Raw genomic sequence first — 13995 nt, 5'->3', positions numbered from 1 at the left:
GTTATGATTGCATTGCCATCTGATGATAAAAATAAGTTTAAAAAGTATTTAGTAGACTTTTTTCATAACGCTTATGGCGGTACTAAGTTATCTTCTAAGGACGAAATAATTAATTTTGATTTTCTAAAAAACTATGGTTTTTATGTAAAATTAAGTTATGGACAAGGAACTGTATCTAAAATTCCTTGGATTATATTTGTAAGAATGGATACGCAAGAGTATAAGGCATCTTATGGTGTTTATGTGTATTGCGGCATAAAGCGAGAAAATGGAGAAATCATAGTTTGTATCGGAGAGAGCGAGGATGTAATAATTAACTATACTGCAAAAAATAAAGTTGACGAATATAATACAAAGTTCAATAATGTGGCTTTTAATTATCTAAATTTAAATAATGATATTGAAGTGATTGTTGATAAAATCATAGAAAATATGCAATGGTTTGCAAAGTTGCCATTAAATGAAATTCAAGATAGAAATGCTTTATCTATAAGCAATAATAAAGAAATAAGAAATAATGGAAATGAAATATTAAGTAAAAAAGAAAATCAAAATCCGCCTTTAAATCAAATTCTTTATGGACCTCCAGGGACAGGAAAAACTTATCATACGATAGATAAAGCTTTAGAGATTATATCAAATGAAGAAAAAATACAAATTCCAAGCGAAGATGATAGGGTAAATAGAAAAAAATTATTTGATGAGTATGTAGAAAAAGGGCAAATAGTTTTTACTACTTTCCATCAAAGCTATGGGTATGAAGAATTTATAGAAGGTATAAAACCTCGCATAGATAGAGAAAATTCTAAGGAAGTAGAATACGAAATAAAAGATGGAATTTTTAAAGAACTTTGTAAAAAAGCTTTGGATAAAAAAAGAAAAATTATAAATAATGAAGATATATCTATTGATAAAAATTCAAAAGTTTGGAAAATTTCTTTAGGAGCTAATGCTTCATTAAGAGATGAGTGTTTTGAAAAAAATAAAATTTGTATAGGTTGGAATGATATTCCAAAAAATAAAGATGAGCGTTTTTTAAATTTAGGTTCAAATAATAAAAATAGTATAATAAGTTTTGTGGATTACATGCAAATAGGGGATTTGGTATGTGTTTTTAATACTTCAACAACTATAAAAGGTATTGGAGTTATTACAAGCGATGTTAAATATAATGAAGATGAAGAATATCAAACATATAGAGAAGTTAGTTGGATTTCTCAAGATGATGAAATAAACATTCTTGATTTAAATAGTGATAAAATTTTAGTACAAAAAACTGTTTATGAGTTATATAGAATTAGCCCTAATGATTTATTAGAAAAGATAAAGTCAAGCAATCTTAATGAGGCGAAAGATAATCTTAATGATTTAAAGATTGTAGAAGATAATACAAAAAAGAATTTTATAATCATCATAGATGAGATTAATCGTGGTAATGTAAGTAAAATTTTTGGTGAGCTTATAACCTTGATAGAACCTAGTAAAAGGATAGGTGAAAAAGAAGAGTTGAGAGCAAGATTGCCTTATAGCGGTGAAGAATTTGGAGTGCCTAAGAATGTTTATATCATAGGTACTATGAATACAGCCGATAGAAGTATAACTTCACTTGATACAGCTTTGCGAAGACGCTTTGAATTTATCGAGATGATGCCTAAACCTAATTTGCTTTATAATATATTTGTGTGTAAAAATGTTGAAAATCCAAATAAAGATGAAGATTATTTGGGTGATGATCGTAAAACAGAAGGCGATGCAGAAATACTTCAAAAAATCTTGATAAGTATAAACAAGAGAATTGAGTTTTTATTAGATAGAGAAAAAACAATAGGACATGCATTTTTTATAAGTGAAGCTGTTAAATTTGATAAAAATAATTGGATCAAACCAGGTAAATATAAAGAAGATTGGTATGTTTTGAGTATTTCAAAATTAAAAAGTATTTTTCAAAATAAAATTATCCCGCTATTGCAAGAGTATTTTTACAATGATTATGCTTTGATAAATGCAGTTTTAAATGATAATGGTATGATTTTTGAAGATAAAAAAGATGATAAATATCTTCAAAAAAAGAATTTATATAATGTTGATAATGAGAGAAATATTTATACTATCGCTCCATTTGATGATGAAATTTGGAACGATATAAAAACATATCAAGCAATATATGATGATAAAATAACAAATAAAACAAAAAACGAAAATGAATAACACCTTTTCTATCATCGAATACCAAGATTTTTCTAAAGAAGATTTAAAAGAAATTTTCAAAGAAAAAGCTGAAATATTTTATAAAGAGCTAGAAGACTTCGCAAAAAATAATGAAAGTCTTCTAGGCTTTAAAAGTAAAAACGCCTTAAAAGCTAAAAATTATGTCGGCATTATACAGACTAAAAGCGGTGTTTTAGAAATTTTGCCAAAATGCACAAATTTGGATAGCTATAAAGAAAAAAAAGATAAATCTTTGAAAGTTTCAAAGAGCAAGTTAAATTATGCCTATACAATAAGCAATGGTAATAAATTATATACTAATTTTAGCTATTTTCAAGAATATAAAATTGTGAAAAACATTAAAATAAAAAAATGGTATAGTATAAAAGAGATAAATTTCAACCCCAAAAATCTTTTAATTAACATGCTAACAACCTTAAAAAATTTCCCTTTTAAAAAATCTCAAATTTCATCTTTGCAAATTGCTAAAATGCCTTTGTTTGAAGTATTTATCACGATGTTTTTAGATGAATTTGATAGTGTGTATAAAAAAGGTTTGATGAGATCTTATGTAAGTAGCGAAGAAAACAGAGCTTTCTTAAAAGGAAAATTACTTTTTAATGAGCATATAAAATCAAATTTAATACACAAAGAAAGATTTTTCACAAGTAGCGATGAGTTTGTTTTAGACATAGCTCCAAATCGCTTGATAAAATCAACGCTAAATTTTTTAAAATCCAAAACAAGCTTGAATAAATTTAAAATCATCAAAGCTATGCAAATGCTTGATGAGGTAGAATTTTCTACAAATTATGAAAAAGATTTTAGTTTTAAAATTTCAAGACATTTTGATTATTATGAAAATATACTTTCTTGGTGTAAGATATTTTTGCAAAATCAAAGCTTTGCTCCATATAAAGGCAAAAACGAAGCTTTTGCTTTGCTTTTTCCTATGGAAAAACTTTTTGAAAACTACGTGGCTTATATGTTTAAACTCGCCAATCCTAGTAAAAATATAAAAGCCCAAAGTCATGGAAAGTATCTAATTTCAAAAAATGATGAAAAATGTTTTATGTTAAAGCCTGATTTATATATAGAAAATAAAATGATCTTAGATACCAAATGGAAAATTCTAGATGATAGTGAAGATGAGAAAAAGCATGGCATATCGCAAAGTGATTTATATCAAATGTTTGCTTATGTAAATAAATACGAGATAAAGGAAATTTATCTCATTTATCCTCTATGTGAGAGAACTTTTGACTTAAGAGAGAAATTAAAAACTAAAGATATTAAGTTTTTAGCACAAGGTTTTTTAAAAGCTTGTGATGAGCATGTAAAGCTTAAGGTATTTTTTGCACCTTTACCTTTTTAGGAAGTAGTATGAATCACGAATTTTATATGAATTTAGCCATAGATGAAGCTTGGAAATATCAGCTTTTAACCTACCCTAATCCAGCCGTAGGTTGTGTGATCTTAGACAAAAATGGCAAAATCTTAAGCATAGAAGCACACAAAGAAGCAGGCAAGGCTCATGCAGAACTTGAAGCAGTGAGTAAAGCCTTAAAAGCACTTAATCCAAATTTAGATTTACCACAAAATGCAAATGATTTGCATGAGTTTATTTGCAAAAATCATCAGGGGTTATTAAAAGGCGCTAGTGCTTATGTGAGTTTAGAACCTTGCAATCATCAGGGCAAAACCCCACCTTGTGCAAAGCTTTTTAGCACACTTGGTTTTAGTGAAGTTTTTATTGCTACTAAGGATGAGCATAAGCTCGCAAGTGGTGGAGCAGAGTTTTTAAAAGATCAGGGCATAAAAGTTCACATGGGAATTTGCGAGCAAAGAGCCAAAGAGCTTTTAAAGCCTTTTTTAAAATGGCAAAAATCAAGTTTTAAATTTTTTAAACTAGCCCTTTCTTTAAATGGCTCTGCTTATGGTAAAATCGTAAGTTCTAAAGCAAGTAGAACCTATGCCCATACATTGCGTTCAAAGCTTGATTTGCTTGTAGTGGGTGGAGAAACTATAAGACATGATAGGCCTATTTTGGATGCAAGGTTAGCTCAAACTAAAGCGCCAAATTTATGCATACTAAGCCATCAAAATTTAGAAAGTTTTGATCCAAACATTCCTTTATTTAGCGTAGCTGAAAGAGAAATTTTTACAAGCATTCCTAGCAAAGCAAAGCTCATCATGTATGAGGGTGGGGAGAATTTTTTAAAAGCCTTTAAAGATGAGTTAGATATGCTTTTGATTTTTTCAAGCTCGAATTTAAATACTCTTGAAAATGTTAAGTTAGATTTAAAGCTAAAGCCTTTATATAAAGGCTTTTTAGAAAATGATACTTATGGATTTTATGAGATTATTAAATCTTAGTAGATTTTTTGTGAGCTTACTTGTGTGAAAAATTGTGTCAAAGTGTTAGCAAAAAAGCTAGCACTTTGCTCTTCTAATCGTTTTAAAAACTTATCTATGGCATCTTCTTTTTGCCAGATAGGGTTTTGTACTTTAGCTAGTTTTTCTACTTCTTTTTTGGCTTGCTCGTAATTGCCTATTTTATCAATGAGTTTTAATTTTAAAGCCTCATTAGCTAAAAATACTTTCGCATCAGCCCATGAGCTTGTTTGGTTTAAGTCTAGCTTGCGATTTTTAGCGACAAATTGTGTGAAAAGTTCATAGCTTTGATTGGCTAAATTTTGCAAAAAGTCTTTTTCATCTTCGCTCCATTTACGCATGAAAGTTCCTGCTTCTTTATAACTTCCTGCTTTGATAGTTTGCTCATTTATGCCAAGTTTTTGTGCAAGATTGCTTACTTCAAAGCCTTGCATGATTACCCCAATAGATCCTACAAAGCTAGCAGGATTAGCGATGATCATATCAGCTCCTACTGCACTTAAGTAGCTTCCACTTGCTATAGTTCCACCTGCATAGACTACCACAGGCTTTTTAGCTTTAAGATCTTGTATAGCTAAAGCTATTTCCATGCTTGGTGCAAAAGCTCCCCCAGGGCTATCTATAAAAAGCAAAACTCCTTTTATAGCTTTATCGTCTTTGGCTTTGTAAATTTGTTCTAAAAGATTGCTCGCATCGCTAATTTCGCCTTTAAGATTAATTTGAGCTAGGTTTGCATTAGAAAGTTTGGCATTATCCCCGCTTGGAGTAAGGATTAAAAACACGATAAATAAAAACACAAAGGTTTTAAAATAAGTGTTGATATAAGAAATGGTTTTTCCAATTCCTTTAAAAAATGATTTTATAATCTGCATTCTTTTCCTTCTATAAAAAGTTTTAACACTTCTTTGCTTTGTAAGATAAATTGCAAAGGAAGTTGTTTTAAATTTGCACTATTTGGTAAAGCAAAAAGACTAAAATCAGCTATTTTGCCTTTTTGAATTTGACCTAGGTTTAAATTTAAGGCTTTTGCGGCTTTATTTGTTGCCATTAAAAGTAACATTTTAGCAAAATTTTCTAACTCTAAATCATCATGCATAAGTAAATTTACTCTCATTTCATCAAGCATGCTTAAAGAAGTATTTGAACTTAAGCCATCGGTTCCTAGATGGATATTAATACCATTTTTTAAAGCAGATTTTAATTTAAAAGTATTTTTACTCAAAAGCCTATTTGAAAAAGCACAATGCGTGATTGAGTGCAGATTTTTATCTAGCAAATTCCATTCTTTAAAATACACACAATGTGTAAATAAAGTCCTTTGATCTTTAAAAAGTTCTAAAAAGCTTTGCGGAGTGTAAAATGGCATAGGATTTTTGCTAAATTTAGCCAAGCTCTTTTTAAAACCACCTTTTTTAAACCTTAGCCAGTTGTTTTCATGATTGCTTTCAAGAAAATGTGTGCTTAGCAAATGATCGTTTTCTCTAGCAAGTTTTATAGCAAATTTAGCAAGCTCTGGGTGGGTTGAGTAGGGTGCATGCACTGAAATAGCAGGGATAAATTTAGAAGTTTTAAAGCTCATGCTTTTTTCATAACGAGTTAAAAATTCCTCTTTTTTTGCTTGGATAAAATTTTCACTTGAACCTAAAATTTCATTGAAAAATATCACTCTAGCTTGTGAATTTACACAAGGGTTTAAATCGCCCCCAAAGCTTGAAATTTCTCCTATAGTAGCAGTGCCACTTTTTAGCATTTTATGAATATTTTGTGAGATTAATTTTTCTTTGGCTTTTTCGTTTAATTGCTCGCGGTTATTAAAAACGCTATCAAGCCATTTTAAAAAGTCTCCAAAGACTAAATTTCCATTATTTGCACTAAATTCTAAATGTGTGTGCGGGTTGATAAAGGCGGGTAAAAGTAAGGTATTTTTTGGAGTTGGTATAAGCTTGGCTTTTGGATAGGATTTTTGTAAATTTTCTAAAGTATCAATTTCTAAAATATTATCATCAAAAAGAATAGCTTTTTTTTCTAAAATACTAAATTTATCATCACAGGTTAGGATGATTTTGGGTGCTATTATAAACATTTTCCATCCTTTAAAAAGGTAAATTGTAGCTAAAATTTAGCTTTAAAGTGTTATAATATAGTAAATTTTACTAAATAAAGGTTAGATTATGAAAGTTATGGTGATACAAGGACCAAACATTAATATGCTTGGTGTAAGAGAAACTCACATTTATGGTAATATGAAAATGGAAGATATCCACGAGCAAATGAAACAAGCCGCAAAACAAGCTAATGTGGAGATTGAGTTTTTTCAAAGTAATTTTGAAGGTGAGTTAGTTGATAAAATTCAAGAATGCTTAGGCAGTGTAGATGGAGTGATTATTAATCCAGCTGCTTATGCACACACTTCTATAGCAATCCGCGATGCAATTGCAGCGATTAATATGCCTGTGATTGAAGTGCATATTAGCAATACTTACAGAAGAGAAGAATTCAGACAAAAAAGCATGATAGCGCCAGTTTGTGCAGGTAGCGTGGTAGGTTTTGGTCCTTTTGGTTATCATATGGCTCTAATGGGACTTTTCCAAATTTTTGATCAAATCAATGCATATAAAGCAGCTCAAGCAAAAGCACAACAAGCAAATCAATGAATTTTATCTTAAAAAACGAAAATGCACTTTTTTATGAGTGCGGCTATTCTTGCGATAATGCTTTATTTTTAAAACTTGAAGATAAAGCTTTTTTCATTACTGATGCAAGATATAGCTTTGAAGCTAGCGAAATGATAAAAAATGCTAAGGTAGTTTTAGCACAAGATCTTTTTGCTAGTGCTAGAGAGCTTTTAGAAGAAGCAGGAATTGATAGGGTGTGTTTTGACCCAAAAGACTTTAGCTATTTTGAATTTAAAGAACTTAGTAAAAGTGTTAATATCGTTTTTGAAGAAAAATTAGACTTAAGTAAAAATAAACGCATTATAAAAAATGCCAAGGAATTACAACTTTTGCAAAAGGCTGTAAATTTTGGTAAAGAATGCTTTGAAGAATTTGCTAAATTTATCAGCCAAGAAGGCCATGGAAAAAGCGAAAAAGAATTACATTTTAAAGCATGTGAAATTTTTCAAAAAAAAGGTGCTTTAGGACTTTCTTTTTCACCTATTGTAGCTATTAATGAAAACGCAGCTAAAGCACATGCTTTACCTAGTGATAAATGTTTAGAATATGGAGATTTGTTATTAGTTGATGCGGGTGTGGTTTATCAAAGGTATTGTTCTGATCGTACAAGAACGGCTTGTTTTGATGAGAATGGTATAGTTTTTGATAAAAATAAGCCAAATTTTAAAGATAAAGAAATTATGCAAATTTATGAAGTGGTTAAGCAAGCTCAGCTTCAAGCTATAGAAAAAGCACGCGTTGGTATGATGGCAAGTGAGCTTGATTTTATCGCAAGAGAAGTGATTAAAAACGCAGGTTTTGAAAAAGAATTTATTCATAGCTTAGGGCATGGAGTGGGACTTGATATACATGAGTTGCCAAATATTAGTCCAAGAAGTGATTATGAGCTAAAAGAAGGTATGGTATTTACCATTGAACCTGGAATTTATATCAAAGATAAACTTGGCATTAGGATAGAAGATATGGTCTATCTTGATAAAGAAAAGGCAGTGGTGTTATAACTTGCTGATTAAAGGGGCTAGAAGGTTAGAAAAAATTCGTTTTTTTCCTTTTTATTCAAAGACTGATAAAAAAGGAAAATACATAGCCATTATAGGACTTGGAAGCAATATAGAAGATGAAAAAAAACGCTTTCGGAGTTTATTTAGGCTTTTAATGCAAGATAAACGCTTGCAAGTATTGCAAACATCGCCATTTTTGATTAATAAAGCTTTTGGCTTTGAAGAGCAAAAAGACTTTACTAATGCAGTGATGGTTGTAAGCACAAGTTTGCATGCAAGAGCACTTTTAAAAGTTTTGTTTTTTTATGAGTTTAAATTCAAAAGAAAAAGAACTTTTAAAAATGCTCCTAGAACGCTTGATTTAGATTTGTTGTATTTTTCAAAAAAAGCGCGTAAAGATGAGTATTGCATAGTGCCTCATGTGGGGGTAAATGATAGAATTAGCGTAACTTTGCCTTTGGGCTTGTTAAGATAAGGAAAAATATGGGACAATTGATTCATACTTTTACGGTTGAAAGCACAGATGAGATTATACCTAAGGTCAAGCAAGATTATGGCGATAAGGCTTTGATAGTAACTAATAAGCAAATTCGTCCAAAAACTATCAATCAAAAGCCTTTGTATGAGGTTATAGTGGCGATTGAAGAAGCTGATTATGAAGAGCATTTAAAACAAAATAATTTGCCTATGCCACCAAAGAAAAAACCAAATACAGCAAGTTTTCCTGAGGCTAAAATTCAAGCTTCAAAACTTGAAGATGAAAAAAAAGAAGAAGATGTAGTGCTTGATTTTTCTTCAAAAGCTAAGCAAAAACCTATTAATCCTTATTTAAATACAAGCAAAAAAGATGATAATTTTTTAAATTTAAAAAACAAACTTTCTCAAGTTAGTTCAGAAATTAGCAAGGTTTCAAACTATCAAGATTTTTCTATGCCAAATCCAAATTATGATAAAAAAATAGAAGCTTTTGAAAAACAAATGAACAAGCTTAATGATAAAATGAATTTACTTGTGGATATGATGTGGGATGATAAGGCAGATTTACGCAAAGAATTAGCTATACCACCTGAGTTTGCAAGTATTTATAAGCAAGCTAAAGCAAGTGGCATGCAAGAAGCGCATTTAGAAGCGATTATGAAAGCGACTATTGAAAATATGCCAAGCACCATGAAAGCAAATCAAGAAGCAGTGCAAAGGTATTTTTACTCACTTTTGCGTAATATGCTTCCATGCCGTTTAGAAAGTGAAATTAAAAAGCAAAAAATCATGATGTTAGTAGGTCCAACAGGAGTAGGTAAAACTACAACTTTAGCAAAGCTTGCTTTTCGCTATGCTTATGGGGATAGACGCTATAAAACCGGTATTATAACTCTTGATACTTATAGAATAGGCGCAGTAGAGCAACTTTTCCAATATGCTAAGATGATGAAACTTCCTATTATTGATAGTATAGAGCCAAATGACTTAGATGATGCGATTAGAAGTTTAAATACTTGTGAGGTTATTTTAGTAGATACAACCGGAAATTCACAGTATGATAAGGCAAAACTTGAAAAAACAAAAGAATTTTTATCGCATTCTAATGCGCAAATTGATGTGAATTTAGTGCTTTCAGCAAATACAAAATATGAAGATTTATTAGAAACTTATAATAATTTTTCATTTTTAAATATAGACACTTTAATCATTACAAAATTTGATGAAACAAAAGTATTTGGAAATGTGTTTTCTTTGCTTTATGAAACTAGCACTCCGATGAGCTTTTTTTCCATAGGTCAAGAAGTACCTGATGATATAGAAGTAGCAAATAGCGACTTTTTGGTGCGTTGTGTGTTAGAAGGTTTTAGAAGGGATGAAAATGAGTAATCAAGCAGAAAAATTAAAAGATCTAGTAAAAAATGAAAACTCAAATGTAAAACATACCCATTTTATCGCAGTTACTAGCGGTAAAGGTGGGGTTGGAAAAAGTACTTTTAGTGCAAATTTGGGCAACATCCTAGCTAAAAATGGATATAAAGTAGGGCTTTTTGATGCAGATATAGGGCTTGCAAATTTAGATGTGATTTTAAATGTGCGTGTAGAAAAAAACCTTTTACATGTTTTAAAAGGTGAATGCTCACTAGAAGATATTCTAATAGAAGTCAAGCCAAATTTATGGCTTATCCCAGGTGAGAGTGGCGATGAAATTTTAAAATACAATGATAAAAATATTTATGAGAGATTTTTAAATCAAACAAGTATTTTAGATGATTTAGACTTTTTAATCATTGATACAGGAGCAGGTATTGGTGGTAATATAGGGAATTTCTTAGAAATGTCTGATGAGGTTATTGTCATAACTGTACCTGATCCTGCCGCAATTACCGATGCTTATGCTACTATAAAAACTACTTCAAAGACTAAAGAGAATTTATTAATGGTATTTAATGTAGTTAGAAATGAAAATGAGGCTTTAAGAATTTTTGATAATATTAAAAAAGTAGCAGATATTAACATTAAGCATAATTTAAATTTAGAATTTTTAGGATTTTTAGGTCAAAGTAAAGATATTAGTTCTAGTATTAAAAAAAGAACTTTATTTAGCGATGATGATACTAATGCAAGTGATGAACTCAAAGCCATAGCTTCTAAGCTTTTGTATAGGTTGGAACAAAAAGTGCTTAATAATGTGGGAGATAAAAGCATTATGAGTTTCTTCAAAAAGCTTTTGGATCGTTTTTAGATTGAAGGAAAAAGATGAGACCAGAAAATTTTGTTGCTTTTTTTACTGTTTGTGGTTTTTTTATAGGATTAATGTTCACCATAGTTAATATAGAAGATGCAGTAGAGATAGTTGTATATACTTGTTTGATTACTTTTGTATTTTATGTGTTAATCCATATAGTAATTATGATTTTTGTAGATGCAAATAAAATTAGTGGTAGAAGCTTTAATAAAGAAAAATATGAAAATGAAAATAATAGCTTTATAGCAGAATTAGCTGCAAGAGAAAAGAAAATGGATTACTTGCTTGAAAAACTTCAAGAAGAGCGTGAAGACCTTAAAAAACTTGATAGCTCTTCAAAAAGAAAAGTAAAACATGCAGCCGCATAATGCTTATGCTTCTACGCTAAAAAAAGAACAAGATGACTTAGTCATCTCTTATATGCCCGCATTAAGAGCTATGGCTTTTAGACTTAAAGAGCGTTTGCCCGCAAGTATTGATGTAAATGATTTAATTAGTATTGGCGTAGAAGAGATGATTAAACTCTCGCGTCGCTATGATAAAGAACAAAATGACAATTTTTGGGGTTTTGCAAGAAAAAGAGTAAATGGAGCTATGCTTGATTATCTAAGAAGCCTTGATGTAATGAGTAGAAGCAATAGAAAAATCATCAAAGATATTGATGCTATTATAGATGAGTTTTATCAAGAGAATGAAAAAGAACCTGATGATGAGTATTTAGCACAAAGATTAAATTTAGAAGTAGAAAAGGTAAAAGAAGCAAGAGCAGCTCATGCTATATCGCTTGTTATGCCTTTAGATGAACAGCTAAATTGTTTTAATGATAGTAATATCATAGAACAAATAGAAAAAGAAGAATTAATAGAAAAAATCAACGCGGTTTTGGAAGAATTTAAAGAAAGAGAAAGGCTTGTGATACAGCTTTATTATTATGAAGAATTAAATTTAAAAGAAATTGCAGAGATTTTAGAGATTAGCGAGTCAAGAATTTCACAAATTCATAAGCGTTTGCTTAAGAAGATTAGAGAAAGGCTAGTTTAATGGCTGAAATACTTTCCCAAGAAGAAATTGATGCTCTTTTAGAAGTCGTTGATGATGATAGCGATGATAGTGCTGCTTCTTCAAAATTAGAAGAAATAGAAGATAAAAGAGATATTGTAGTATATGATTTTAAGCGTCCAAATAGGGTTTCAAAAGAACAACTTCGTTCTATTAAAGGAATTCATGATAAATTAGCTAGAAATCTTGCTTCGCAAATTTCATCTATGATGAGAAGTATAGTTGAGATTAAACTACACTCAGTTGATCAAATGACTTATGGTGAATTTTTGATGTCTTTACCTTCACCGACAAGCTTTAATGTTTTTTCTATTAAGCCTTTAGATGGAAATTGTGTTTTAGAGATCAATCCAAGTATTGCTTTCCCTATGATAGATAGGCTTTTGGGTGGTCAAGGTGAAAGTTTTGACACCTTAAGAGAGCTTACAGAAATAGAACTTAACTTGCTTGATTCTATTTTGCGTATTATTATGCAAAGACTTAAAGAAAGTTGGATGAATGTTACGGAAATTTATCCAAGTGTTGAAGCAAAAGAATCAAGTCCAAATGTTGTGCAAATTGTTTCTCAAAATGAGATTGTTATCATGGTGGTAATGGAGATTATCATAGGAAATTCAAGTGGTATGGTAAATATATGCTATCCAGTTGTGCATTTGGAAAGTATTTTGAGCCGTTTAGCAAATCGTGATATTATGATGGGTGAAACTTCGGCTAAAAAGTCAAGAAACAAAGAACTTAAAACTTTGATCGGTCGTGCTGAAGTGATTTATGAAGCTATGCTTGGTAAAACTTTTATCAATGTAAATGAATTTTTAGATTTAAAACAAGGAGATATTTTAAAACTTGATAGAAGTGCAGATGATAAAGCTATAGTAGCCATAGATAAAAAAGAAGTATTTTTAGCTCAAGTAGGACTTCATAGATTTAGAAAGTCGATTAAAATCTTAGAACTTATTAAAACTGATAAAGATGAGATTAAAGAAATGCTTGAAAAATATGAAGATGAAAGAAGAGCAAAGGCAAATTCTTATGATGAAAATGAAGAGTTAGAAGAGGAAGAAGATGATCAATGATTTTTTAGGCATATTTGTCAACGAGTGCATAAGCACAATAGAAGGCTTAACAGGGAAAAGTGCTGAATTTAGCGAGTATTATGAGTATGATGTAAATTCTCAAGATTCTATGACTCCGCCATTAGTTAGTGCTACTTTTAGTGTCAATAATGAGATGAAAATCAAAATCTTAGCAAGTGCGGTTTTAATGAGTGCAATTGGTGAGTGGATGATGGGAGAAGAAGAAATCTCTAAAAATAGTGAGCTAAATGAAGATGAAATGGACGCGGCTAAAGAAGCTATACAAAATATCATTTCAGCATTTTCTACAACCTTAGGTGCACAAAAAGAAATTCCAAAAATGGAATTTAGTTTAGAAAATTGTGAATTTGTTGCAGATAGTCTAGAACTTGGCGGCTTTCATAAAATATATTTATATAATGTAAAAATAGCTGATTTAGAAGAGAAAATTTCCTTAGTATTTGATGAGAAAATTTATAAAGTTTTAACTAAAACCGATTTAGAAGAAATTGTTACAACTCATGAAGAGCATACTCAAGACCATAAAACCTTAGCAAGCGTTGAAGAGTTAAGAAATATCGGCTTGATTATGGATGTGCGTTTGCCTATAAGAGTGCGTATTGGTAGTAAAAAAATGCTTTTAAAGGATGTTTTAACTATGGACATAGGTTCAGTTATCGAGCTTGATCAATTAGCTAATGATCCTTTAGAAATTTTAATAGGTGATAAAAAGATTGCCTATGGGGAAGTAGTTATCGTAGATGGAAATTTTGGAGTACAAATTACTGAGATTGGCTCTAAAAAAGAAAGATTAGAGCAATTAAGATGAAAAATTAGTTCTCTAATCAAAAAACAATAAA

The 13995-nt window shown here is 30.3% G+C and carries 14 protein-coding genes; 12 read left to right on the top strand and 2 right to left on the bottom strand.

The window, feature by feature from the left end; genetic code table 11:
- Window positions 1-3 precede the first annotated feature (3 nt).
- From L8W57_RS02300 to ribD, 3 genes are read left to right on the top strand one after another with little or no spacing between them, the layout of a single operon-like run.
- Window positions 4-2208 carry an AAA family ATPase gene (locus tag L8W57_RS02300; RefSeq protein ID WP_263661924.1) on the top strand — a complete coding sequence of 735 codons (2205 nt, stop codon included), beginning with the start codon at window positions 4-6 and terminating at the stop codon, window positions 2206-2208.
- Entirely contained in the window at window positions 2201-3583 is a 1383-nt protein-coding gene (locus L8W57_RS02295; protein ID WP_263661922.1) for an McrC family protein, read from the top strand. Before L8W57_RS02300 ends, L8W57_RS02295 begins: the two co-directional genes overlap by 8 nt.
- Before the next feature lie 8 nt (window positions 3584-3591).
- Window positions 3592-4584 carry a bifunctional diaminohydroxyphosphoribosylaminopyrimidine deaminase/5-amino-6-(5-phosphoribosylamino)uracil reductase RibD gene (gene ribD, locus L8W57_RS02290; RefSeq protein WP_263661921.1) on the top strand — a complete coding sequence of 331 codons (993 nt, stop codon included), beginning with the start codon at window positions 3592-3594 and terminating at the stop codon, window positions 4582-4584.
- Here the strand turns inward: ribD and sppA are convergent.
- A complete protein-coding gene (sppA, locus tag L8W57_RS02285) occupies window positions 4581-5474 on the bottom strand; it encodes a signal peptide peptidase SppA (RefSeq protein ID WP_263661920.1) in 894 nt (297 codons plus the stop codon). The two genes, ribD and sppA, sit on opposite strands and share 4 nt — an antisense overlap.
- A complete protein-coding gene (locus tag L8W57_RS02280; RefSeq protein WP_263661919.1) occupies window positions 5462-6685 on the bottom strand; it encodes a metal-dependent hydrolase in 1224 nt (407 codons plus the stop codon). Before L8W57_RS02280 ends, sppA begins: the two co-directional genes overlap by 13 nt.
- 88 nt (window positions 6686-6773) lie before the next feature.
- On the opposite strand from L8W57_RS02280, the gene aroQ reads away from it, so the two are divergent.
- The 9 genes from aroQ to fliY are packed head-to-tail and all read left to right on the top strand — an operon-like array spanning window position 6774 to window position 13964.
- Window positions 6774-7256: a type II 3-dehydroquinate dehydratase gene (gene aroQ, locus L8W57_RS02275; RefSeq protein ID WP_133319632.1), complete on the top strand. Its 483-nt coding sequence runs from the start codon at window positions 6774-6776 to the stop codon at window positions 7254-7256.
- Window positions 7253-8278 carry a M24 family metallopeptidase gene (locus tag L8W57_RS02270; protein WP_133319631.1) on the top strand — a complete coding sequence of 342 codons (1026 nt, stop codon included), beginning with the start codon at window positions 7253-7255 and terminating at the stop codon, window positions 8276-8278. Before aroQ ends, L8W57_RS02270 begins: the two co-directional genes overlap by 4 nt.
- Window position 8279: 1 nt before the next feature.
- Window positions 8280-8753: a 2-amino-4-hydroxy-6-hydroxymethyldihydropteridine diphosphokinase gene (gene folK / locus L8W57_RS02265; protein ID WP_133319630.1), complete on the top strand. Its 474-nt coding sequence runs from the start codon at window positions 8280-8282 to the stop codon at window positions 8751-8753.
- Window positions 8754-8761: 8 nt separating this feature from the next.
- On the top strand, window positions 8762-10144 hold the full coding sequence (gene flhF, locus L8W57_RS02260) for a flagellar biosynthesis protein FlhF (protein ID WP_133319629.1): 1383 nt from the start codon (window positions 8762-8764) through the stop codon (window positions 10142-10144).
- A complete protein-coding gene (gene flhG, locus L8W57_RS02255) occupies window positions 10137-11000 on the top strand; it encodes a flagella biosynthesis ATPase FlhG (RefSeq protein WP_133319628.1) in 864 nt (287 codons plus the stop codon). The genes flhF and flhG overlap by 8 nt, the downstream gene beginning before the upstream one ends.
- A gap of 14 nt (window positions 11001-11014) precedes the next feature.
- Window positions 11015-11371 (top strand): hypothetical protein, encoded by a 357-nt coding sequence (locus L8W57_RS02250; RefSeq protein WP_133319627.1) that lies wholly within the window; start codon window positions 11015-11017, stop codon window positions 11369-11371.
- Complete coding sequence (locus L8W57_RS02245; protein ID WP_133319626.1) at window positions 11358-12044, top strand: RNA polymerase sigma factor FliA; 687 nt, start codon at window positions 11358-11360, stop codon at window positions 12042-12044. The genes L8W57_RS02250 and L8W57_RS02245 overlap by 14 nt, the downstream gene beginning before the upstream one ends.
- The gene (gene fliM / locus L8W57_RS02240; RefSeq protein WP_133319625.1) at window positions 12044-13135 is read left to right on the top strand and encodes a flagellar motor switch protein FliM; all 1092 of its coding nucleotides are present in this window, start codon (window positions 12044-12046) and stop codon (window positions 13133-13135) included. The genes L8W57_RS02245 and fliM overlap by 1 nt, the downstream gene beginning before the upstream one ends.
- Window positions 13125-13964, top strand: a complete 840-nt coding sequence (gene fliY / locus L8W57_RS02235) for a flagellar motor switch protein FliY (RefSeq protein WP_133319624.1) — start codon at window positions 13125-13127, stop codon at window positions 13962-13964. Before fliM ends, fliY begins: the two co-directional genes overlap by 11 nt.
- The last annotated feature ends 31 nt before the right edge of the window (window positions 13965-13995 follow it).

It is taken from the genome of Campylobacter sp. IFREMER_LSEM_CL1890 (assembly GCF_025772045.1).
Classification (GTDB): Bacteria; Campylobacterota; Campylobacteria; order Campylobacterales; family Campylobacteraceae; genus Campylobacter_D; species Campylobacter_D lari_D.
The sequence above is the reverse complement of the archived record's forward strand: the minus strand, read 5'-3'. Positions and strand labels throughout refer to the sequence as shown.